This window comes from Streptomyces dysideae, assembly GCF_001514305.1.
Lineage (GTDB): Bacteria > Actinomycetota > Actinomycetes > Streptomycetales > Streptomycetaceae > Streptomyces > Streptomyces dysideae.
Genome location: NZ_KQ949087.1, coordinates 115,768 through 137,322, shown reverse-complemented (window position 1 = coordinate 137,322; position 21,555 = coordinate 115,768). Strand labels below are relative to the sequence as shown.

19 protein-coding genes and 1 pseudogene are annotated in these 21,555 nt (G+C 70.3%); 7 read left to right on the top strand and 13 right to left on the bottom strand.

What is annotated here, in order from left to right; all coding sequences use genetic code 11:
- Window positions 1-20 precede the first annotated feature (20 nt).
- Window positions 21-442, bottom strand: a pseudogene (locus AQJ91_RS21515) (GTP-binding protein).
- Window positions 443-676: 234 nt separating this feature from the next.
- Here AQJ91_RS21515 and AQJ91_RS21510 point away from each other — a divergent pair.
- Complete coding sequence (locus tag AQJ91_RS21510; RefSeq protein ID WP_067024121.1) at window positions 677-1,633, top strand: ABC transporter substrate-binding protein; 957 nt, start codon at window positions 677-679, stop codon at window positions 1,631-1,633.
- Between the two features lie 91 nt (window positions 1,634-1,724).
- Here the strand turns inward: AQJ91_RS21510 and AQJ91_RS21505 are convergent, their stop codons facing one another.
- From AQJ91_RS21505 to AQJ91_RS21465, 9 genes are all read right to left on the bottom strand, one after another.
- Window positions 1,725-3,113, bottom strand: coding sequence for a glycoside hydrolase family 43 protein (locus tag AQJ91_RS21505; RefSeq protein ID WP_067024118.1), 1,389 nt, complete (start codon window positions 3,111-3,113; stop codon window positions 1,725-1,727).
- A gap of 123 nt (window positions 3,114-3,236) precedes the next feature.
- Window positions 3,237-3,824 (bottom strand): GTP-binding protein, encoded by a 588-nt coding sequence (locus AQJ91_RS21500; protein WP_067024115.1) that lies wholly within the window; start codon window positions 3,822-3,824, stop codon window positions 3,237-3,239.
- Window positions 3,811-4,191, bottom strand: a complete 381-nt coding sequence (locus AQJ91_RS21495; protein WP_407696891.1) for a DUF742 domain-containing protein — start codon at window positions 4,189-4,191, stop codon at window positions 3,811-3,813. The genes AQJ91_RS21500 and AQJ91_RS21495 overlap by 14 nt, the downstream gene beginning before the upstream one ends.
- On the bottom strand, window positions 4,172-4,591 hold the full coding sequence (locus tag AQJ91_RS21490; protein WP_067024113.1) for a roadblock/LC7 domain-containing protein: 420 nt from the start codon (window positions 4,589-4,591) through the stop codon (window positions 4,172-4,174). Before AQJ91_RS21490 ends, AQJ91_RS21495 begins: the two co-directional genes overlap by 20 nt.
- 11 nt (window positions 4,592-4,602) lie before the next feature.
- The gene (locus tag AQJ91_RS21485) at window positions 4,603-6,948 is read right to left on the bottom strand and encodes a sensor histidine kinase (protein WP_067024110.1); all 2,346 of its coding nucleotides are present in this window, start codon (window positions 6,946-6,948) and stop codon (window positions 4,603-4,605) included.
- Window positions 6,949-7,034: 86 nt separating this feature from the next.
- Window positions 7,035-8,015, bottom strand: a complete 981-nt coding sequence (locus AQJ91_RS21480) for a substrate-binding domain-containing protein (RefSeq protein WP_067024107.1) — start codon at window positions 8,013-8,015, stop codon at window positions 7,035-7,037.
- Window positions 8,016-8,298: 283 nt separating this feature from the next.
- Window positions 8,299-9,117, bottom strand: a complete 819-nt coding sequence (locus tag AQJ91_RS21475; protein WP_067024104.1) for an SAM-dependent methyltransferase — start codon at window positions 9,115-9,117, stop codon at window positions 8,299-8,301.
- A gap of 134 nt (window positions 9,118-9,251) precedes the next feature.
- A complete protein-coding gene (locus AQJ91_RS21470) occupies window positions 9,252-9,671 on the bottom strand; it encodes a DUF6114 domain-containing protein (protein ID WP_067024101.1) in 420 nt (139 codons plus the stop codon).
- Window positions 9,671-10,288, bottom strand: a complete 618-nt coding sequence (locus tag AQJ91_RS21465) for a DUF6230 family protein (RefSeq protein WP_067024098.1) — start codon at window positions 10,286-10,288, stop codon at window positions 9,671-9,673. Before AQJ91_RS21465 ends, AQJ91_RS21470 begins: the two co-directional genes overlap by 1 nt.
- 574 nt (window positions 10,289-10,862) lie before the next feature.
- Between AQJ91_RS21465 and AQJ91_RS21460 the strand changes: the two genes are divergently transcribed.
- Window positions 10,863-11,513 carry a Tat pathway signal sequence domain protein gene (locus tag AQJ91_RS21460; protein ID WP_067024095.1) on the top strand — a complete coding sequence of 217 codons (651 nt, stop codon included), beginning with the start codon at window positions 10,863-10,865 and terminating at the stop codon, window positions 11,511-11,513.
- A gap of 18 nt (window positions 11,514-11,531) precedes the next feature.
- Here AQJ91_RS21460 and AQJ91_RS21455 read toward each other — a convergent pair whose 3' ends face one another.
- The gene (locus AQJ91_RS21455) at window positions 11,532-12,455 is read right to left on the bottom strand and encodes a lytic polysaccharide monooxygenase (RefSeq protein WP_067024092.1); all 924 of its coding nucleotides are present in this window, start codon (window positions 12,453-12,455) and stop codon (window positions 11,532-11,534) included.
- Between the two features lie 371 nt (window positions 12,456-12,826).
- Here AQJ91_RS21455 and AQJ91_RS21450 point away from each other — a divergent pair, with 371 nt between their 5' ends.
- The gene (locus AQJ91_RS21450; protein ID WP_407696889.1) at window positions 12,827-14,620 is read left to right on the top strand and encodes a S8 family peptidase; all 1,794 of its coding nucleotides are present in this window, start codon (window positions 12,827-12,829) and stop codon (window positions 14,618-14,620) included.
- Between the two features lie 265 nt (window positions 14,621-14,885).
- Here AQJ91_RS21450 and AQJ91_RS21445 read toward each other — a convergent pair whose 3' ends face one another.
- Complete coding sequence (locus AQJ91_RS21445) at window positions 14,886-15,749, bottom strand: NAD(P)H-binding protein (protein ID WP_067024086.1); 864 nt, start codon at window positions 15,747-15,749, stop codon at window positions 14,886-14,888.
- A complete protein-coding gene (locus AQJ91_RS21440; RefSeq protein WP_067024083.1) occupies window positions 15,746-16,399 on the bottom strand; it encodes a ScbR family autoregulator-binding transcription factor in 654 nt (217 codons plus the stop codon). Before AQJ91_RS21440 ends, AQJ91_RS21445 begins: the two co-directional genes overlap by 4 nt.
- Before the next feature lie 137 nt (window positions 16,400-16,536).
- On the opposite strand from AQJ91_RS21440, the gene AQJ91_RS21435 reads away from it, so the two are divergent.
- The 4 genes from AQJ91_RS21435 (at window position 16,537) to cyc2 (ending at window position 21,271) form a co-directional block, all read left to right on the top strand.
- Window positions 16,537-17,463 carry a ScbA/BarX family gamma-butyrolactone biosynthesis protein gene (locus AQJ91_RS21435; protein ID WP_067024081.1) on the top strand — a complete coding sequence of 309 codons (927 nt, stop codon included), beginning with the start codon at window positions 16,537-16,539 and terminating at the stop codon, window positions 17,461-17,463.
- Between the two features lie 70 nt (window positions 17,464-17,533).
- Complete coding sequence (locus tag AQJ91_RS21430) at window positions 17,534-18,181, top strand: ScbR family autoregulator-binding transcription factor (RefSeq protein ID WP_067024078.1); 648 nt, start codon at window positions 17,534-17,536, stop codon at window positions 18,179-18,181.
- A gap of 31 nt (window positions 18,182-18,212) precedes the next feature.
- The gene (locus AQJ91_RS21425) at window positions 18,213-18,782 is read left to right on the top strand and encodes an ARMT1-like domain-containing protein (RefSeq protein WP_067024340.1); all 570 of its coding nucleotides are present in this window, start codon (window positions 18,213-18,215) and stop codon (window positions 18,780-18,782) included.
- A 299-nt stretch (window positions 18,783-19,081) separates the two neighbouring features.
- Window positions 19,082-21,271 (top strand): germacradienol/geosmin synthase Cyc2, encoded by a 2,190-nt coding sequence (gene cyc2 / locus AQJ91_RS21420; RefSeq protein WP_067024075.1) that lies wholly within the window; start codon window positions 19,082-19,084, stop codon window positions 21,269-21,271.
- Window positions 21,272-21,555: the final 284 nt, after the last annotated feature.

The window sequence follows — 21,555 nt, the reverse complement described above, 5'->3', positions numbered from 1 at the left end:
ATCCCGGCCTATCCCGCGGCTCACCCGCCGGTGAGCGCCAGCGCCTGCTCCAATACGACGAGCAGCGCGTCGCGCACCGAGCCGCGCTCCCGGGCGTCGAACACCAGCACGGGGGCGCTGTCGGTGACGCCGAGCGCCCAGCGGACCTCCTCCAGGGTGTGCTCGACCTTGCCGTCGAAGGGCTTCACGGCGACGGCGAACGGGATCCGCCGGTGCTCGAAGTAGCCGACGGCGGCGTAGCAGTCGTCGAGGCGGCGGGTGTCGACGATGACAGCCCGCCGACCGCGCCCTCGACGATGTCGTCCCACATGAACCCGAACCGCTCCTGGCCGGGCGTGCCGAACAGGTACGGCTTCAGGGTCGGGTCGATGGTGATGCACCCGAAGTCCATCGCCACCGTCGTGGTGGTCTTGCCCACGCCGAAGCCGCCCGCGATCACCATCTTGAACGGCAGCGGGGAGTCCTGTTGCCAGAACTCATGCTCAGCCGGACGCCCCGAACGGTGTTGGGCTCATCCGTTACGACACCGCGCGCCCCAACCGTCCCGCATCCACCCCGGACCGCAACTGCTCGTCCTTTGAGGCCAATCGGTAATCCGATTTCGCTTGACTGATCAAGAAGTGGCTGGATTGGATCAGATGAGAGACCCTCAACCCCCTGACCCGGAACGGGAATCGTGACTTCCACCGCCCCACGCAGCAGGTCCATCAGGCGTCACCCCGGAGCGGCCGCCGTCGCGCTCGCCGCTACTACGGCCCTGCTGGCGGGCTGTTCCTCGTCCGACCCGGCGGACGACCCGCTGGCGGAGGACAAGGCCAGCGGCGGCACGGTCGTCGTCGGCTCCAACAACTTCCCCGAGAGCATCCTGCTCGCCGACATCTACGGCGAGGCGCTCAAGGCCAAGGGCGTCAAGGTCAGCTACAAGCCCAACATCGGCAGCCGCGAGACGACGTACGGCCTGCTGGAGAACGGCTCCATCACCGTCCTGCCGGAGTACAACGGCTCGCTGCTGTCCTACCTGGACTCCAAGGCGGAGCAGACGTCGGCCGACGCGGTGAACGCCGCGGTGAAGTCCAAGCTGGACTCGGAGCTGACGCTGCTGGAGTCGTCGCCCGCCGAGGACAAGGACTCCGTCAGCCTCAACGCGGAGACGGCGAAGAAGTACAACCTCACCGCCGAGTCCACCCTCGAGGACCTCAAGGACATCGCCCCGGAGCTGGTCATCGGCGGCTCGCCCGAGTTCCAGACCCGGCACCAGGGCCTGGTGGGCCTGAAGTCCGAGTACGGCCTGGAGTTCAAGTCCTTCAAGGCGCTCGACGCGGGCGGCCCGCTGACCCTGGCGGCGCTGAAGAAGAACACCGTGCAGGCCGCGGACATCTTCACCACGGACCCGAGCATCATCAAGGAGAGGTTCGTCGTCCTCCAGGACCCGAAGAACCTCTTCGGCTACGCCAACGTGACCCCGCTGGTCTACAAGAGCGGCCTCGACCAGGAGGGTGTGGCAGCCCTCAACGCGGTCTCCGCCAAGCTGGACACCAAGACGCTGCTCGACCTGGACTCCCAGGTGCAGCTGGAGAACAAGGACCCGCTGGACGTCGCCCAGGCCTGGCTGAAGTCGGCCGGACTGGTCTGACACCGAGCACCTTCGGACACCACGGCGGACGGACCGACGCGGGCACCTCTCCTTACGGGAGGTGCCCGCGTCGTCCTGAACGGCTTACGGCTCAGTAGCCGACCTGGAACGTGGCGTCCTGCCGCTCGGTGGCCGTGGCGACCGGGTCGATGCGCAGGGCGTAGTCCGCGTGCCGGATGTAGCGGGTCGGGAAGTTGTACGAGCGGAACGACGACCACGAGGAGTCGGCGAGCCCGGCCGTCCGGTAGAACGTGGCGTCCGCCGCGAACGTCGACGTGCCGTCGTTCGCGTCGAGGCGCAGGTTGTAGCTGTAGTGCCGCAGATAGCGGGCCGGGTAGTTGACCGACTGGAAGGACACCCCGGCGGAGTCGGCGAGGCCCGGCACCAGCTTCCACTGGGAGTCGGGGTACGGGTCGAAGGGGTACTCCTCGATCCGCCCGGCGAAGCCGCTGTGCCGGACGTAACGGGCCGGGAAGTTGTACGACTTCAGCCGGTTCCAGGCCGGCGCGCCCCACTTCGCGACCAGGTTGGTGTACTCGGCCGAGGTGATCGGGTGGATGGCGCAGTGCTTGGAGTTCAGCGGCTGGGTGTAGAGCCGCTGGTCGAGCGCCGTCCAGGTGCCGGCCGCCAGGTCGGTGGACTGCCAGGCGTAGAAGACACCGTTGGGCGTGTAGGTGTCGCCCCAGAGGTACCAGGCGTTGGACGTCAGGGACTTCACCACCGTCGGCGCCTCCGTCCCGCCGTGCGCGACCGGTGTGCTGAAGGCCGTGAAGCTGCCGGGGTTCAGGGACGTGGATCTCGCGCCCACCAGCGTCTGGTTCCGCTTGTGGTAGAGGTAGTTGACGCCGTTCACGCCCACGGTCATGTTGCCGTCGATGACGTCGTAGCCGGGGTCGAAGAAGACCTGCGGGCTCTCGGTCGTGCGGAAGTCGGTCGTGTAGCTGACCATGATCACGTTGTGGCCGCTGCTGTTCACCGACGAGTAGAGGATGCCGTACCTGCCGCGCCCCGCGTCCCAGTAGGCCTCCGGCGCCCAGCTGTGGGTGTCGGTCATGTCGTGCAGCTTCAGCAGCCGGTAGCCGGTGAAGGAACGCAGGTCGGCCGAGTCCCAGACGTGGATGTTCACGCTGTCCCGGTTCCAGTCGGTGCCCTTGAGGTCCGTCGCCAGCACGACGAAGGTGCCGTCCTGCTTGCGCATCACGAACGGGTCGCGGAGCCCCGCGGCCCCCGCGGTCGGCGTGACCACGGGGTTGTTCTGGTTCAGCGGCATCCATTGCAGACCGTCGGTGCTGACGGCCAGGTGGAGACCGTAATCGGCCTCGAGCATGGTCGTGGACTCGGTGAAGTAGACCATGACATAGGCGGAGTCGGCGGCGTGGGCGGTCCCGGCGCCGATGGCCAGCGCGCCGGTGGCGACGAGCGGCATGGTGGCGGCCATGCCGAGGAACGTACGGCGGGAGGGGTGCGGCTCGGGGGTCATGCACTCTCCAGTGGGGGTCGATATCTCGAACGAAGTTCGGGGGGTCGGCCAGAAGGTAGAAGCGTGCCGCGTACCCGTCAATAACACGGTCGGCCTTGGCGGATTCCCGCCACCCGACCGGCGTCAGTCGGCCCGTACGGCCGCCGCGATCAACTGGTCGATCAGCGCGATCAGTACGTCCCGGCACGACTCCCGATCCCGCGCGTCGCACAGCAGCACCCGCACATGCTCCGGCAGTGCCAGGGCCTCCCGGATGTCCTCGGCCGGATACGGATGCTCGCCGTGGAAGCCGTTGACGCCGACGACGAAGGGGATGCGCCGGCGTTCGAAGAAGTCGATCGCGGCGAAGCTGGACTCCGGGCGGCGGACGTCGACCAGGACCACCGCGCCCAGGGCGCCGATCGCCAGGTCGTTCCACATGAACCAGAACCGCTGCTGTCCGGGCGTGCCGAACAGATACAGCACCAGTTCCCGGCTGATGGTGATCCGGCCGAAGTCGAGGGCCACGGTGGTGGCCTTCTTCTCCTCGATGCCGTCGAGGTCGTCGACGCCCAGGCCGGCGACGGTCAGCGGTTCCTCGGTACGCAGCGGGACGATCTCGCTGACCGAGCCGACCATGGTGGTCTTGCCGACGCCGAAACCCCCGGCGACGAGGATCTTGACGGTGTCGGGCGCCGTAGCAGCCTGAGCGGTGACGTCAGAGCCGGCCAAGGCCGTCCCTCACTTTCTGCAGCAGGTCCAGGTCCGGGGTACGGGCGGAGACGGGGTGCGGCGGGTGGGCGGTGATCAGCCCCGCCTCCAGCAGATCGCAGAGCATGATCACGACCACGCTCACCGGCAGGTCGAGATGGGCCGCGAGCTCCGCGACGGCGATCGGCCGTGCGCAGCGCCGCAGGATCCGCAGTTGCTCGGGCTGCGGCCGGGGGGCCCGGACCGGCGGTGGATCCACCGCCATCAGGGTCGTGATCAGCGTGAAGTCGGCGCGGCTCGGGCGGGTCCGGCCGCCGGTCAGGGTGAAGGGTCGGACGAGCCGCCCCGCAGAGTCGTCTCCGCCCACCTCACGCGCCGGGACCGACATTGGCACGCGGCGCCGCGCTGAGGTGCTCACCGATCTTCTTCACCAGCATGTTCATCTGGTACGCCACCACCCCGACGTCCGCGCCCTGACTGGTCAGGACGACCAGGTGGGCGCCGGGGCCCGCGGAGGTGAGGATCAGATAGCTGTGCGCCATCTCGATGAGCGCCTGGCGCACCGGGCCGCCCCGGAAGTCCATGCTGACGCCCTTGCTGAGGCTCATCAGGCCGGACGCGGTCGCCGCCAGCCGTTCGGCGTCGTCGCGCAGGAACCCGGTGGACTTGCTGACGACCAGCCCGTCCTCGGAGAGCACGACGGCGTGGTTGACCTCGGCGACCCGCTCCACGAGTCCGGTGAGCAACTGGTCGAGCGCGGTGTGCGTGGCGGGGGTGGGGCGTGTCATGGCGATGTCCTTCATGAGCGGTCGGCGGGCGGCGTCGCGGAGACGGTCGGGTCGGCGGTGGTCGGCGTCGTCTCCTCGTGGGTATCGTCCTCGTCACGCGCCTGGAGTGTGCCGCGCTGGAAGCCGGCCAGCGAGGAGGCGGCACGCTCCGCGGTGAAGTCGTCGGTGTCGCCGTCCTCCTCGACGGGCACGGACTCCTCGCGCAGTTCGACGGCCAGGCTCGTCTGCGGCACCCGGCGGGGGAGCGGGGTGAGCCCCTCCCGCCGGGGCGCGGGGACAGGCGCCGGGGCGGCGGCGGGTACGGGTGCGGTCCGGGCGGGGATGTCGGGACGGGACTCCCGTACGGGCTCGTCCGCCACGGCGGCCTCCGCGTGCTCGACTTCTTCGGGGTCGGCGGGGATCTGCGGGGACGCGGCGGCGGACGCCTCGGGCACCACGACGTCGTGCGGGATCAGCACGATCGCCGTGGTCCCGCCGTACGGCGAGGAGCGCAGCGTGACCGTGATGCCGTGCCGGTTGGCGAGCCGGGCGACGACGAACATGCCGAGCCGCAGGTCGTCGGCGAGCGCCACCACGTCGAACTGCGGGGGCTCCGCCAACTGCTCGTTGAACGAGGCGTAGTCCTCCTCCGACATGCCGAGACCGCGGTCCTCGATCTCCACGGCCAGACCCTTGGCGACCACCGCGGCCCGCACCCCGACCGGGCTGGGCGCGGGGGAGTACGCGGTCGCGTTGTCGATCAGCTCGGCCAGCAGATGGATGACGTCGGCGACCGCGGGCGGGGCGAGCGAGACCTCCTCCTCGGTGTGCACCTCCACCCGCTGGTACTCGGCGACCTCGCCGACGGCGCTGCGCAGGATGTCGATCAGCGCGACCGGCTCGGTCCAGCTGCGGCCGGGCCGCTCACCGCTGATGATGACGAGGTTCTCCTCGTAGCGGCGCAACTGGCTGGCCGTGGAGTCCAGTTCGTACAGGCCCTGCAGGACGTCGGGGTCGGTGTGCCGGCGCTCCAGCGCGTCCAGCTTGGTGAGCTGGAGGTTGACCAGGTTCTGGCTCTGCCGGGCGATGCCCAGGATGACCTTCTGGAAACCGCGCCGGGTGTCGGCGAGTTCGACCGCGGTGTGCACGGCGGTGCGCTGCGCGGTGTTGAACGCCTTGGCGACCTGGCCGAGTTCGTCGCGGCCGTAGTCCAGCGGCGGGGTCGCCAGCTCCACGTCGACCGTCTCGCCCCGCTCCAGCCGGGCCACCACGTCGGGCAGCCGCTCCTGGGCCAGGCTGAGCGTGGCCTCGCGCAGGCCGTGCAGCCGGCGGGACAGGGAGCGGGTGATCCGCCAGGACATCACGGCGCACACCAGTACGGCGACGAGACCGCCGACGCTCAGGGAGCCGGCCTGGATGAGCAGCGACTGCGCCTTGTCGCCGGTCCGGTCGAGCAGGGCCCGGGTCTGCTGCTGGATCAGCACGGTGTACTGGTCGGAGAGCGCGTCGATCGCGCCGGTCCACTGCTTCTGCGCGTCGGGCAGGGCGGTCCTGAGGGCCTCGCCGCTGCCCGTCGTACGCGCCGCGAGCACCTGGTTCTCGATGACCTCCACGGTCTGCCACGCCGACCCCTGGAGAATCCGCTCGGTCTGGGTCTTCACGCTGCCGCTCAGCGCGGGCACGATCTGGTCCTCGAGGAGCCACCGGCGTGCGTTGACCAGCTCCGTGAACCGGGCCCGGGTCTCACCCTCGAGATTCCCGGACGGCCACGCCAGGGTGAGCATCGCGTCCTCCTGGGACACCAGCTCCGCCGCCTGCTCCAGCATGACGAGCGGACCGGCCTGCGAGGTGAGGTTTCCGTCGTCGACCTGGGAGAGTTCGCGGAAGGCGTTGATCTGGTCGTCGATGATCGAGGTGTACTGGTCGAGTGCCTGCTGCGGGGAGATGTCGGTGAGATCGTCGACCTGGTCCCGGTAGTACTCGAGGCTGCCGACCCCCGCGACGACGGAGTACATCCGGTCGCCGATGCGGTACGGGGCGTCGGCGATCGCGTCCGACCGGCCGACCAGCTTCGCGATCGCCGCGTCCGTCTCCTGCCGTTGTTCGTCGAGGAGGGGCCGGGCGCCGCTCTGGCCGGCCAGGAGTGCGGCCGAGAGACCGCGCTCCCGCTGCAGGGCGAGCGTCGCGTCGGTGCCCATGGCGCCGGTCGACCTGCTCAGCTCGGTCTGTTCCCGCAGCCGCAGCCCCTCAGAGAACATCTGCGTGGTCGTCACACCCCACATGGCGGCGAGGGTGACGCTGGGAATCAGGGCCAGGAGGATCAGGGAGAGACGTATGGAGCCGAGGCGGCGGCGCCGGGTACGGGTCCGAGGAGACATCGTCGTCCTATGGGCGTTCAGTGGGAGTGGGGAGTGGGCAGCGGCGGTGTTGAGGATGCTATCCGTACGTCGTACGAACTGTCCGGTCAGCGGGTTCCGCCGGCGGCGAAGCCCGCCACCGAGGCGACGTTCGCCTTCGTCACGAACGCGGGGCCGGTGAGTACCGGGGCCACCCCGCCGCCGCTGATGTTGCCGTTGTTCTTGTACAGCCAGAGCGAGTCCACGGCGAGATAGCCCTGCAGATACGGCTGCTGGTCCACCGCGAACTGCACGGAGCCGCTCTTGACGGCCTTCACCAGCTCGTTGTTGAGGTCGAAGGTCGCGACCCCGGCGTCACTGCCCGACTCCTTCACCGACCCCACCGCGGCGAGCGCGAACTGCGCGCCCATCGTGACCACCTCGTCGATGCTGGGGTCCTGCCGCAACTTGGCGGTGATGGAGCCGGTCACCGCGTCCGTGTCGGTGCCCTCCACGTAGAGGTTCTCCGTATCGCCGCCGAACGCCTTCTTCACGCCGGCACAGCGCGCCTCCAGGGCGACGTTGCCGCGCTCGTGGATGACGCACAGGGCGTGCTTGGCCTTGAGGCCGTCCAGCTTGTCGCCGACGGCCCGGCCCGCGACGCTCTCGTCCTGGCCGAAGTACTCCAGGAGCCCCGCGGCCTGCCAGGCGTCGATACCGGAGTTGAGGCCGACCACGGGTATCCCCGCCGCCCTGGCCTCGGCGACCGGGCCCTTCATCGCGGCCGGCTTGGCCAGCGTCACCGCGATCCCGTCGACGCGCCGGCGGATCGCGTCCCGCATCAGCTGCGCCTGCCCGGCCGGGTCGGAGTCGCTCGCATAGGTCAGTTCGATGTTGTCCTTGGCGGCCGCCGCCTGGGCGCCCCTCTGCACCAGCTCCCAGAAGGCGTCCCCCTCCCCGCCGTGCGTGACCAGCGCGACCTCCAGCCGCGCGCCGCCGGCCGCGTCCGTGCCGGTCCCGCCGGACTCGGAGCAGGCGGCGAGCAGCAGACAGGCGGCGGCCACGAGGGCCGCGGTACGGGTGGAACCGGTGGGTGGCGGAGTCTTCATGAGGGTGCGGCACCTCGCTGTGCGGCCGAGCCGGAAGAACGGGGAGAGCACGGACAGGCCGGGCCGTACGGGGGACGTACGCCGGCCGGCCGACTCTCGCTGGGCCGGATCACATCGCGTGTGACCACCGGTAGTCAAGTGTGCGAGTACGTGGAGTGAGTTGTCGCTGCCACATCGTGATGATCCGCTGGCCGGGAGCACGGCCGGGAAGCGCCACCGGCCGCGCTCACCAGGTCGATTGCGACGGCGAACGAGCGCGAAGGCCCAGCCCCCCAGCCCCCGGTCACCCCGTCTTGCGCGCGACCGCCCCGTACATGGCGATGTCCGCGTCCCGGATCACCTCGGTACCCGTGCCGTCCGGCCGCCACTTGTGCACCTGCACGATGCCCGGCTCGACGAGCTCGAGCCCGTCGAAGAACTCCTCGGCCTCCGCGAAGGTACGCAGCCGCATCGGCATGCCCCGCGCCGCGTACTCCCGGGCCACCCGCCCGACCTCCTCCGGCGCGAACTCGGCCGTACCGATGGACATCGCGAGAAAGCTCCCCACGGGCAGCGGATCGAGCAGCCGACGCACGATCCCGACGGCATCGTGCTCGTCGAGCAGAAAATGCACGATCGCGATCACGGTCAACGCCACCGGCTCACCCGGATCGAGGGTCTCCCGGAACGCCGGGGCATCCAGAACGGCCGCCGGATCGAGCATGTCCGCCTCGATGTACGACGTCTTCCCCTCGGGCGTACTCGACACCAGCCCCTGGGAGAGCGCGAGCACGAGCGGGTCGTTGTCGACGTACACGACCCGCGCCGCAGGGGCCACGGACTGGGCGATCTCATGGATGTTCGGGGAGGTGGGGATGCCGGTCCCGATATCGAGGAACTGCCGTATCCCCTCCTCCTCGGCGAGATACCGCACGGCACGCTGCATGAAGTCCCGGTTGGCCCGCATGTGAACGGGCAGAGCGGGCCACTCCAGAACCATGGCGTCGCCCGCTTCCCGGTCGGCGGGATAGTGGTCCTCCCCGCCGATGATGTAGTCGTAGATCCGAGCGGAGTGAGCGGTGGAGGTGTCGATACGGTCGGCGGGAAGTTCGTGGGCGGACAAGAGGCCTCCTGGGATAGGTGAGTCGGCGGCGACTGGGCACCAGTCTCAGCCTTCCCGAGTCAGGGGCGCGGGGCTATGACAATTTCGCGGCTCCGCCGCGTGGGCGCGACAAGCCCCCACCGCCCCGCACCCGCCTACGGCGCCCCGACCGCCGCTTCCTTCCGCCGCTGCCGCCGACTACGCCGAGGCTCCTGATCAGGCAGCCACCCAAAGATGAGACAGCTACCCACCACCCCCAGCGTCATCCCCACAAAGAACCCACCGAGATTCGACGTCACCCAGCTCCCCAACGACAGCAGAACGCCGGTGACCGAGTAGAACAACCGCTGCCCAGGGCTGAACAACGTCAACAACCCGCACACCACCATCAGCGCAGGCAGCAGATACCCGGCCAGCCCCTGCATCCCGATGTGCAGCACGACCTTCATCGAGGCTTTCTCCGTGACCAGGATCTCCGCCCCGCCCAGGGCGAGCAACAGCCCGCCCCAGAACGGCCGGCCGGCCCGCCACCGACGGAAGGCGGGCCGCAGTCCGTCAGGCGAACGCTCCGACATCAGCAACCCTTGTCGCTGAAGCGGAGTTTCAGCCCGGGCAGCTTGAACACGGCAGCGGTCGTCGCGTAGTTGGTCTGCCGGAGGTCCGCGATCCGTACGGTGTCGGCCTGCTGGCTGAACACACCCTTCGGCCCCTGGACCCCCGCCTTGGTGAGCGTACTGGCGTCGTTGCCGATCTCGATGTTGTCGAAGGCCGCGTTACCGGACAGCTCGGTCGAGTCGGTGGTCAGATCGGTCGCGCTCACCTTCTCCGCCCCGCCGCCCGCCGTGATCAGCAGGTTGGTGCCGCCGAGGTCGACGCTCTGGCACAGCTTCGTCAGCGTCGCGTTCTTGATCGCGGAGGTGACCACCAGGACCTGCCCGCCGGTGTCCCCCTCGTTGGGGCTGCCCGGCGCCATGTGGTCGAGGGCGCCGAACTGCTCGAACCCGGTGCCGTTCAGCTCGGTCGCGGTGACCGTGAACGGCATGCCGGAGATGGCGAACTGGACACCCAGCGCGCCCTCGGCGGTGAGAACCGCGAGTGTGGCGGCGGCCAGGGTGGCCGGTACCGCCATCACCGCGGCCCGGCGGGCCCGGACCCGCCCGCGTCTCACGGAACCGCTTTCCTCGTTGGCCATGTCTGCTCCCAGGTGCGTAGAAAGTGCTGGTCTGGCATCAGTGGCGCGTTGTCCTGGCGCGGACAGCGGATACGGCGCACGTTTCGTACTCCGCAGTAGCCGCCGAGGAAGTTACCGGTGGTTACATTCAAGGGTCAAGGGAGTTGTGAAAAAAGGATGTCGATTGTGCGCCACCTGTGACTCAAGGGATTCCCAGGGGTGGCAAGGGGCTCACGGATCGCATCAACTCCCTTGCAACACCTTGACGTTGACTGACCATCAGGTCTACAACTCTCCCTGCTGTCCCCCTGGATCCGTGGCGCCGGATCCGCCGCGGCGCGGCGATTCCTTCACGGCACCCGCACGGTCGCTTCCCCCCTCGGTCCGTGCCGGTCGCCCCTCCCGCCCGGCCCGGCCGGAGGCTCCGAAACCCGGGGTCTCCGGCCGGTCCCGGCCGGCTGCCGTTGCCGGTCCGTCACGTACGGAGAAGGCGTCACGGGCCGGCAGCGGCGGACGCCCACTCGCGTCCGCCCTTGCCCCATCCCCCCTTTGCCCCACCCCCCTTTCACCCCCACCTCGGAGAAGAGGCACCCGCATGCGCACTCGCACTCTGCTCACCCTCGCCGGCACCGTCGCCGCCCTCACCCTGTCCGCCGCCCCCGCGTCCGCCGCCGACGGCACGGTCCTCACCACCGGCTCCACCGGGGGTACGGCCGTCGCGGTCGGCGACGTCCTCACCGCACCGCTGGCCAGTGGCACCGCCGCCACCCTCTACTCCAGCGCGACCGGCACCAGCGGCATCTCCTGCACCAACTCGCAGTTCACCGCCACCGTCACCGACAACCCCGAGGCACCGGGCACGGCCACCGAGTCGCTCTCCGGGCACACCTTCGACAGCAGCAGCTGCACCAGCAACGTCGTCGGCGTGCTCGGCGTCACCAGCATCACGGTCGACAACCTGCCATACACCACCACCGTGGCCTCCGACGGCACCGTCACCGTGACCCCGGCCGAGGGCTCCACCATCCAGACCACAGTCCGGCTGAGGACCCTGCTCGGCACCATCACCTGCGTCTACCAGGCCCCCAGCCTGATCGGCACGGCCGACAACGACGACAACAGCATCAACTTCGACGACCAGCAGTTCACGAAGAGCTCCGGCTCCTCGCTCTGCTTCGCCAACGGCTTCTTCACCGCCAAGTACGCCCCGGTGACCGACAACGGCGAGCTGGTCTTCGTCAACTAGCCCTCGTGGGCCCGGAGTTCACCTCCGGCGCAGACGCAGCGCCAGGGCGGCGCCCCCGGTGAGCACCAGCACCGCGGCGGCGCCGCCCGCCAGCATCGGGGCCGAGGGGCCCGTGGGGCCGCCGGCGGTGGACGCCACCGGGGTGCTGTCGTCCTGAGTCCGGGGAGTCGCCTCGGGCGTACGGGAAGGGGGGGTACGCGAAGGCGTCGTACGGGACTTGGCCGTCGGCGACGGGCTGCTGCTCGTACGGTCCTTTCCGGCGGCGGCCGACGGGGACGCCGGGACCCCGCCACCCGCCTCCGCCTTCCCGGCCGCCGGGAACACCACGTCCGAGCACGAGTAGTAGGTGTCCGGCGTGCTGCTGTTCTGCCAGACCGTGTACAGCACATGACGCCCGGTCCGGTCGGACGGCAGCTTCGCCGTGATCCGGTACGCCCCGTCGGTCAGCGCCGGGTCCGTCACTTGTGCGAACGGCCGCTCCGGAAGGTCGGACCAGGTCAGCGGTTTCGTCGGGTCGTAGCCGGACTTGGTGAGGTAGAGGCGGAACGTGCCGGTGTGCGGGATCGTCGAGACGTACCGCATGGTCAGCGTGGTGCCCGGGGTCGTCCGGGTGCCCGGCCAGTCGGCGCGGGCGAGGTCGAGGCCCCGGTAGGCGGACAGGCCGCCGCTGCACAGCTGTCCGTCGGGGACGGTCTGCCGGTCCCGGCCGTTGACGTTCGCCACCCGCAGGTTGTCCCAGGCCGTGAAGGGGCCGCCGTTCGCGGCGACGGCCGCACGGCACGCCGCCGACCCGGCCGCGGCACCGCCGTCGGGGGAGCAGGCGTACACCCGGCTGACCGGATCCGTCGGCGCGCCGTGCGCATGGGCCGGTCCCGCCGCCCAGGCCGTGAGCAGCAGCGGGGTCACGGCGGCGGCCGCCAGGCGTGCGGTCGTACGGGCCATCCGGAACCTCTCCCAGGGGTGGCGTGAAAACGGTGTGCTCCCGAGCAGTACGGGAATCCGTTCCGGCGCGTTCACCGCGCCACGGTCCACGCAAAGCGGCCATAGACGGTCAACTGCGCGACAGCGAGGGTGAGTTTCCGGACTGATCGAGGGTTTCCCCTGTATCCGGATGACCAGCTGTTTGCCTATCGTTCGAGCACAGCCGAACCACAGGTAACCCCGAACGGATATCGGCTCGCGCAGGCCGGCCGCCGCGCCCGCTTTTCGGTTCACCCCCCCTCCGCTTCGACGGCGAAGCGAATCTGACCGCCGCTCCGCGCTGCCCGGAGTCCGGCCACTGAAAGGCAAAGCCCTTGCGTACCTCTGCCTCCATGAGACGGAAGCTGATATCCGTCGCCGCTGTCTCCGCCGCGCTGCTCTCGGCGACCTCCGCGTCGGTCGCCGTTGCCCAGGAATCCACCGCCCCGGAAGCCGCCGCCCCCGTCCCGGCGGCCCTCACCGAGGCCGCCCCCGGCACCACGGCCGAGCGCCTCATCGTCGGTTACAAGCCCGGCGCCACCGAGGCCAAGTCGAACAAGGCCGCCGAGGCCGACGCCGTCGCCAAGGGCAAGGAGACCGGCGAGGACGTCGACTTCCAGCGCCGCCTCGGCACCGGTGCCGCCCTGATCGACCTGGGCGAGCAGCTCACCAAGGCGGACGTCGCCGACGTCGTCGCCGAGTACCAGGCCGACCCGCAGGTCGCCTACGTCGTGCCCGACCGGCTGAACAAGCCGCTGGCCACGCCCAACGACACCGAGTACACCAAGCAGTGGGACCTGTTCGAGGCCACCGCGGGCATGAACCTGCCGGCCGCCTGGGACGTCGCCACCGGCACCGGCGTGACCGTCGCCGTCATCGACACCGGCTACGTCACGCACTCCGACCTCGGCGCCAACATCGTCGCGGGCTACGACTTCATCTCCGACACCGCCGTCGCCAACGACGGCGGCGGCCGTGACAGCAACCCGGCGGACCCGGGCGACTGGACCGCGAACCGTGAGTGCTCCTCCGACTGGACGGCCCAGTCCTCCTCCTGGCACGGCACCCACGTCGCCGGCACCATCGCCGCGGTCACCAACAACAGCAAGGGCGTCGCGGGCATCGCGTACAACGCGAAGGTCTCCCCGCTGCGCGTCCTCGGCAAGTGCGGTGGCTACGACTCCGACATCGTCGACGCCATCACCTGGGCGTCCGGCGGCAGCGTCTCCGGTGTCCCGGCCAACAGCAACGTCGCCAAGGTCATCAACATGAGCCTGGGCGGCGGCGGTGCCTGCTCCACCGCCACGCAGAACGCCATCAACGGGGCTGTGAACCGCGGTACGACGGTCGTCGTCGCGGCGGGCAACAGCAACGCCAACGCGGCCAACTACTCGCCGGCCAGCTGCAACAACGTCATCTCCGTGGCCGCGACCAACCGCGCCGGCTCCCGCTCGTACTACTCCAACTTCGGCTCGGTCGTCGACATCGCGGCCCCCGGCGGCGAGACCCGTACGACCACCGCGAACGGCATCCTGTCCACGCTGAACTCCGGTTCGCAGGCGCCGTCCTCCGAGTCGTACAGCTACTACCAGGGCACCAGCATGGCCGCCCCGCACATCGCGGGCCTCGCCGCGCTGATGAAGTCGGCCAACTCGTCGCTGACCCCGGCGCAGATCGAGTCGGCGATCAAGACCAACTCCCGTGCCCTGCCCGGCACCTGCTCGGGCGGCTGCGGCGCCGGCCTGGCGGACGCGGCCAAGACGGTGCAGGCGGTGAGCGGCTCCGGCGGCTCCACCGGGGGCACCACCTTCACCAGCAGCACGGCCGTCTCCATCCCGGACAACAGCTCGGCCGTCGAGTCCTCCATCACCGTCAGCGGCCGCAGCGGCAACGCCCCCTCGGCCCTCCAGGTAGGTGTGGACATCACCCACACCTACCGTGGTGACCTGGTGATCGACCTGGTCGCCCCGGACGGCTCGACGTACCGTCTGAAGTCCGCCAGCTCCTCGGACTCCGCGGACAACGTGAAGACCACCTACACGGTGAACGCGTCCAGCGAGACCGCCAACGGCACCTGGAAGCTGCGGGTGCAGGACACGGCCGCGCTGGACACGGGCCGGATCAACAGCTGGAACCTGACGTTCTGAACGTCGACGTGACAGACCGCGCCCCCTAGGGCGCGGGCCACGAGCGGGCGGGTCGGCCGGTGCGGATGGGGCATCGGCCGGCCCGCCGTCATGTGCGGGTCGCCCCACATGTCGGGCGCGAGCCCCCAATGCCGCGCGCGGGTCCCGGAACGCGCCCCGTCGGCCGCCGCTCCGTGTCGGGCGCGGGCCCACGATGTGGTGTGCGGGTCTCGGGGCGTGCCCCGTCGGCCGCTGTCTCATCGCGATCCGCGTGCCACGCGTGTGCTCACGCGCGGAACGCCGCCAGATGATCCCGCGCCCACTCCCGGTACCCGCCCGCCGGCCGCCCGAGCAGCTCCGCCGCCGTCGGATCCACCCGCCCCTTCGCCCCTGCCCGGCCCCGCGCCGCGCTCTCGACGAGCGCGTCGGCCAGCGCCGCGGGATACCGGGCGAGCAGCCGCAGCCGCGCCTCAGTCTCGCTCAACTCCTCGAACCCCAGCGGCCGTTGCAGCAGCTCTCCGAGAACCTCCGTCTGCCGTACGGCACTGACAGCTTCGGGCCCGGTGAGCGGATACGCCCGCCCGGCGTGCCCGTCCGCGTCCAGCAGCGCCCGCACCGCCACGTCGGCGACGTCCCGCGGATCGACCGTCGCGCTGACCGAGGTCCCGTCCCGGGCGCGTACGACCCCCTCCTCCCGCACCGACCGGGCCCAGCCGAGGGTGTTGGACATGAAGGCGCGGGGGCGGAGCAACGTCCACAACAGGCCCGACGCGCACAGCAGTTGCTCGTTCCTCCGCTGCCAGGCCGTGAGCAGGTCGGTGGCGTCCGGATCGGTCACCGCCAGCGCCGACAGCTTGACCACATGCCGTACGCCCGCCGCCCGCGCCGCCGCCACGAAGTGCTCGTCATGGGCAGGCGTCAGCGGATCCGAGGTGACGAGCAGGGCCGACCGTACGCCGGCCAGCGCCCGCCGCAGACTCGCCGGATCCCCGAAGTCACCGCCCACCACCTCAAGCTGAGGTCCCGTCAGGTCAGCCGCCCGGCGCGGGTCCCGCGTCAGCAGACGTACGGGTACGGGTACCGCGGCTTCGCGCAGGCGCCGCGCCACCAGCCGTCCGACGGTACCGGTCGCGCCGGTCAGCAGGATCACGGCTGGTCGCCGGCCAGGTCGAGGGAGGCCAGGATGCGGGCGCCGCGGTCGGGCTTGCTGTCGACGGCGAGGAGCAGACCCGGCACCGCGACGCTGGGCAGAATGTGGGACCACAACACGGAGATCCGGTGCGCGAGATCGTCCCGGCCGGTCAGTGCCCGCGACATCAGCTGGATCCCGGCGAAGCCCCCCACCACCAGCTCCGCGGTGTCCCTGGGCTCCACGCTGGGCAGCAACTCACCCTGTTCGCGGGCATGTTGCAGCATCTCCACCAGATGGTCCGTCCACTGCAGGAACGGCCTGGTGTGATCGACGCCGGGCGGCGAGCTCTGGTCCACGGTCAGCCGCACACTGCCCCTGACCAGTGCGTTGCTCAACAGCCGCTGCCCGAAGACGAACGTGATGTCGATGATCTCCTGCAGCTTGCACGGCTGCGGCGGCACCGTACCGAACGGCACCTGCTCGTCCAGCACGGCCTGCGCCAGGGACTCCTTGGACGGGAAGTGGAAGTACAGGGCGCCCTTCGTGACGTCGGCCCGCTCCAGCACCATCGCGATGGTGGTCGCGGTGTAGCCCTGCTCGTCGAAGATCGCGCCCGCGGCTTCCAGGATGGTCCGCCGTGTCCTGATGGCGCGCTCCTGCCGTGCCATAACCGCCCCTCCACTGCGCCGAGTTCATGACACCCGGGTCTCATTGAAAACAGACCATACGCCCCGTACTCTAGCGCTCGCGGCACGGGCATTTCGCCGTCAGACAGCGCGCTCACGGGGGGACCCCAAGGAGGGACATGCCTCAATCGCGGCAGCAGCTCGCCGAACCCCCGGAGGAGACGGAGCGCACGGCCACCGCCGGACCGCTCACCGCCACCGTGCCCCGTGAACTCGTCCACCGCGCGGCCGTCGCGGAGACCCTCCTCACCGGCTCGACCAGGACGGCCGCCGACCGGTTCACCGTGTCCGCGCAGTGGCCGCGCGCTCACCAATTACACGTGTCGCCGGACCGGTCCGCCTACGAGCCGCTGCTCCTCGCCGAGACCGTCCGCCAGTGCGGGGCCCTCCTCGCCCACACCGAGTACGGCGCCCCGCTCGGCCACCGGTTCGTGCTCCAGGAACTGCGCATCACCACCCGCCCCGAGCACCTGGCCGTCGGTGCCGCCCCCGCCGAGCCGGTCCTCGGCGTCACCGTCACCGACGTCCGCCACCGCGGCGGCCACCCCACCGCGATCCGCTACGACGCCGATCTGCGACTGGGCGGCGAGCGTGTCGGGACCGGCCACATCGCCGTGAGCTGGACCAGCGACTCCGTCTACCGCAGACTCCGCGCCGGCCGCACCCCCGACTCCGTCGCCCCGATACCCGTCCCACCCGGCCTGCCCCCCACCGCCGTGCACCGCACCCTGCCCGCGGACGTCGTCCTGGCCCCGGACAACCGCCCCGGCCGCTGGAGGCTGCGCGTCGACACCGCACACCCCGTCTTCTTCGACCACCCGCTCGACCACGTGCCCGGCATGCTGCTCCTGGAAGCAGCACGTCAGGCCGTACGGGCGCGCGGCCGCCTGCCGGTCTCCTTCCACACCGTCTTCCACCGGTACGCCGAACTGGACCGGCCCACCTGGATCCAGGCCGCGGACGCCGACGGTACCGGCGTACAAGTCCTGGGAGGGCAGGGCGAGTCGACGGTCTTCGAGTGCGTGGTGGGCACCACCGAACCGTGAGATATCGTGTGCAAGGAGTTAGAAACAAACGGCGTGTCCCGTTCTTTTCCGTCCCAGGAGTGTCCAGTCGATGGCGAGGCAGTTACGCGCCGAACAGACCCGCATGACGATCATCACGGCGGCCGCCGACCTGTTCGACCGGCACGGCTACGAATCGACCAGCCTCAGCGACATCGTCGAGCACGCCCAAGTCACCAAGGGCGCCCTGTACTTCCACTTCGCGGCCAAGGAAGACCTCGCCCACGCCATCATGGAGCTCCAGTCCAGGGCCTCGCGGCAGATGGCGACCGAGATGGACGCCCGGGGCCACTCCTCACTCGAAGCGCTGATGCGGATCACGTTCGGCATCACCCGGCTGTCCGTCGAGAGCCCGATACTCCGGGCCGGCCTTCGCCTCACCACCGGCGGCGTCGCCGTACGCCCGCCGCTCACCCACCCGTTCACCGAGTGGCTGGACATGACCTCGCGTCGGCTGACGGGCGCGGTCAAGGAGTCCGACATCCACCCGGACATCGATGTCGACGCCGTCGCCCACTCCCTCGTCTGCTCCTTCGTCGGCACCCGGGTCGTCGGCCGCTCCCAGGAGCCCGTCACCCGGCAGCCCCGGCGGGTGGCCGAGATGTGGCACATCCTGATCCGCGGCGTGGTGCCGGTGCCGCGCAGGGCCCGGTATCTGACCCTCGCCACGCAGTTGGAACGGGAGATCAGGAGCGCGTGAGGCGCGCGGCGTGCGCGACACCGTGAGCCGCATGCCCGACACTCCGCCCGCCCCCGTGATCCTCGGCAACGAACCCGGCTCGTTCCCGCACGGCGTGCTCGCCGAGCGGCACCCCGCGATCATCCGGCAGGTACGGGAGGCCGTCCCGTACGGCCCCGACCGCCGGCGCGCACTCGACGCCCTCCTCGCGAGCTGCACCAAGGGCGTCATCGAACCGCTCCCCGCCGACGCGCCCGACGGCGACCGCTGGGCCGCCGGGGGCCTGGACGACTACGCGGGCCGCTCCTGGTTCGACGTGCCGTGGCTCTGTGCCGCCGCCGCGCCGCCCGCCGACCTTCGCACCGAACTCGCCGCCGCGACCTTGACGATCGTGAAGGGTGACCTCAACTACCGCCGCCTGATGGGTGATCGCATGTGGCCGCCGGCCACACCTTTCGCCGACGTCACCGCCTACTTCCCCGGCCCGGTCGCCGCCCTGCGCACCCTGAAGTCCGACGTGATCACCGGCCTGGACGCTCGCACGGAGGCGGCACTGGTCGAGACGGAGGGCCAGAGGTGGCGGACCGGCGGGACGCATGCGCTGATCCAGGTGCGCGAGTGATGAACTGATCAAGCGGGTGATCAAGTGATGTGCACGGGAAGCGACTTGATGCCGTTGATGAGGATCGACACCAGCCGCTCGGCAGGCCCCGCGGTCCGCAGCACCGGCAGGGCCCGCAGCGCCTCCCGGTACAGCACCGGCAGCTGGCGTGGAAGACGACCACCTTGTCGCCGGCGCGGATACGCTGCCCCGCCAGAAGGCCCGGCGAGAACTCCCGGATTCACCCTCGATTCACGCGATGGTGTGATCATGTCCCGGCCCGTGGATGCACCCGCGAACACCCGGGTAGGGCCCCGCCCATGACGCAGCAGCCCTTCGAACTCCCGCACTTCTACATGCCGTATCCCGCGCGGCTGAACCCCCATGTCGACGAGGCACGCGCCCACTCGACCGAGTGGGCCCGCGAGATGGGCATGCTGGAGGGATCCGGGATCTGGGAGCAGTCCGACCTCGACGCGCACGACTACGGCCTGCTCTGCGCCTACACCCATCCCGACTGCGACGGCCCCGCCCTCTCGCTGATCACCGACTGGTACGTGTGGGTCTTCTTCTTCGACGACCACTTCCTGGAGATCTTCAAACGCACGCAGGACCGCGCCGGCGGCAAGGCCTACCTGGACCGGCTCCCGCTCTTCATGCCCATGGACCTGTCGACGCCGATGCCCGAGCCGCGGAACCCGGTCGAGGCGGGCCTCGCCGACCTGTGGACGCGCACGGTCCCGGCGATGTCCGCCGACTGGCGCCGCCGCTTCGCCGTCGCCACCGAGCACCTCCTGAACGAGTCCCTGTGGGAGCTGTCCAACATCAACGAGGGGCGGATCGCCAACCCCGTCGAGTACATCGAGATGCGCCGCAAGGTCGGCGGCGCCCCCTGGTCGGCGGGCCTCGTGGAGTACGCGACGGCCGAAGTCCCCGCCGCGGCCGCCGGGTCGAGGCCGCTCAGGGTGCTGATGGAGACGTTCTCCGACGCCGTGCACCTGCGCAACGACCTGTTCTCCTACCAGCGGGAAGTCCAGGACGAGGGCGAGAACAGCAACGGCGTGCTCGTCCTGGAGACCTTCTTCGACTGCACCACCCAGGAGGCCGCCGACACCGTCAACGACGTCCTCACCTCCCGGCTCCACCAGTTCGAACACACCGCCCTCACCGAAGTGCCCGCCCTGGCCCTGGAGAAGGGCCTCACCCCGGATGAGGTCAAGGCGGTCGCCGCGTACACGCAGGGCCTGCAGGACTGGCAGTCCGGCGGCCACGAATGGCACATGCGCTCCAGCCGCTACATGAACAAGGGCGCCCGGTCCACCTCGCCGTGGCAGGGCCTGACGGGTCCCGGCACCTCCGCCGCGGACGTCGGCGCCCTGCTCGCGTCCGCCGGCGCCATGGGGGCACCTCCCACGCCCTTCAGGCAGTGGGGGAGGCTGCGCGCCTACACACACGTGCCGTTCCAGAAGGTCGGGCCGTCCATCCTCCCCGAGTTCCACATGCCCTTCCCGCTGGAACTCAGCCCGCACCTGGACGGCGCCCGCGACCGCCTCACCGGCTGGGCACACCGCATGGGCATCCTCCAGGAGGGCGTCTGGGACGAGGACAAACTCGCCGCCTACGACCTTCCGCTCTGCTCGGCCGGGCTGGACCCCGACGCGACCCCCGAGGCCCTCGACCTCAGCTCGCAGTGGCTCACCTGGGGCACCTACGGCGACGACTACTACCCGCTCGTCTTCGGCCACCGCCGCGACCTGGCCGCCGCCCGCCTCACCACCCAGCGCCTCGCGGCCTGCATGCCCCTGGACGGCGAGGCGGCCACCGTCCCGCTCAACGCCATGGAGCGCGGACTCGCCGACCTGTGGGGCCGTACGACGGCGGAGATGACCCCGGACCAGCGTCGCACCCTCAAGGACGCGGTGAACGTCATGACCGAGAGCTGGGTCTGGGAGCTGGCCAACCAGTTCCAGAACCGCATCCCCGACCCGGTCGACTACCTGGAGATGCGCCGCTCCACCTTCGGCGCCGACCTCACCATGGGCCTGTGCCGCATGGGCCACGGCCCCGCCGTCCCGCCGGAGGTGTACCACAGCGGGCCCGTGCGCTCCCTGGAGAACGCCGCCGTCGACTACGCGTGCCTTCTCAACGACGTCTTCTCGTACCAGAAGGAGATCGAGTACGAGGGCGAGATCCACAACGCCATCCTCGTCGTGCAGAACTTCTTCGGCATCGACTACCCGACCGCGCTCCGCGTCGTCCACGACCTGATGACCCAGCGCATGCAGCAGTTCGAGCACGTCGCCGAGCATGAACTCCCGTTCGTCTACGAGGACTTCGACCTCTCGGCGGAGGCCCGCGAGATCATGCGCGGCTATGTGACCGACCTCCAGAACTGGATGGCCGGCATCCTGAACTGGCACCGCGAGGTCGACCGCTACAAGTCCGACTACCTGTCCCGCCGCTCCCACGGCTTCCTGCCGGACCGAGCGCCGACGGTGCCGGTCGTCTGACCCACCGTGCCGAGCGTCGACCGACAGGCGCCCGGGGCCCGTCAGCCGGCCTCCCGTACCCGCGTCGCGGTCCTCTCGGCGAGCTCTCGTACATCGTTCGCGGCGTTCCCCGAGAGCTCGCCGAGTATCGCGTCGGCGGCGTCGAGAAGCGCGCGGCCCTCCGCCGAGAGGTTCGCGTGGCTGACGCCCCACCCCGCCGCAACCCGCGCCCGCGCACGTGCCGAGAAACGGAATGATTCCCGTCTTTGACCGGCGGTCAGTCTCACTCGTTCGTGGCACGTCGT

Excerpts from the sequence above, each read along its gene's own strand:
- AQJ91_RS21505 (WP_067024118.1), bottom strand. The coding sequence starts at position 3,113 with ATGACCCCCGAGCCGCACCCCTCCCGCCGTACGTTCCTCGGCATGGCC.
- AQJ91_RS21495 (WP_407696891.1), bottom strand. The coding sequence starts at position 4,191 with ATGTCGGTCCCGGCGCGTGAGGTGGGCGGAGACGACTCTGCGGGGCGG.
- AQJ91_RS21490 (WP_067024113.1), bottom strand. The coding sequence starts at position 4,591 with ATGACACGCCCCACCCCCGCCACGCACACCGCGCTCGACCAGTTGCTC.
- AQJ91_RS21485 (WP_067024110.1), bottom strand. The coding sequence starts at position 6,948 with ATGTCTCCTCGGACCCGTACCCGGCGCCGCCGCCTCGGCTCCATACGT.
- AQJ91_RS21480 (WP_067024107.1), bottom strand. The coding sequence starts at position 8,015 with ATGAAGACTCCGCCACCCACCGGTTCCACCCGTACCGCGGCCCTCGTG.
- AQJ91_RS21470 (WP_067024101.1), bottom strand. The coding sequence starts at position 9,671 with ATGTCGGAGCGTTCGCCTGACGGACTGCGGCCCGCCTTCCGTCGGTGG.
- AQJ91_RS21465 (WP_067024098.1), bottom strand. The coding sequence starts at position 10,288 with ATGGCCAACGAGGAAAGCGGTTCCGTGAGACGCGGGCGGGTCCGGGCC.
- AQJ91_RS21460 (WP_067024095.1), top strand. The coding sequence starts at position 10,863 with ATGCGCACTCGCACTCTGCTCACCCTCGCCGGCACCGTCGCCGCCCTC.
- AQJ91_RS21455 (WP_067024092.1), bottom strand. The coding sequence starts at position 12,455 with ATGGCCCGTACGACCGCACGCCTGGCGGCCGCCGCCGTGACCCCGCTG.
- AQJ91_RS21450 (WP_407696889.1), top strand. The coding sequence starts at position 12,827 with ATGAGACGGAAGCTGATATCCGTCGCCGCTGTCTCCGCCGCGCTGCTC.
- AQJ91_RS21440 (WP_067024083.1), bottom strand. The coding sequence starts at position 16,399 with ATGGCACGGCAGGAGCGCGCCATCAGGACACGGCGGACCATCCTGGAA.
- AQJ91_RS21435 (WP_067024081.1), top strand. The coding sequence starts at position 16,537 with ATGCCTCAATCGCGGCAGCAGCTCGCCGAACCCCCGGAGGAGACGGAG.
- AQJ91_RS21430 (WP_067024078.1), top strand. The coding sequence starts at position 17,534 with ATGGCGAGGCAGTTACGCGCCGAACAGACCCGCATGACGATCATCACG.
- AQJ91_RS21425 (WP_067024340.1), top strand. The coding sequence starts at position 18,213 with ATGCCCGACACTCCGCCCGCCCCCGTGATCCTCGGCAACGAACCCGGC.
- cyc2 (WP_067024075.1), top strand. The coding sequence starts at position 19,082 with ATGACGCAGCAGCCCTTCGAACTCCCGCACTTCTACATGCCGTATCCC.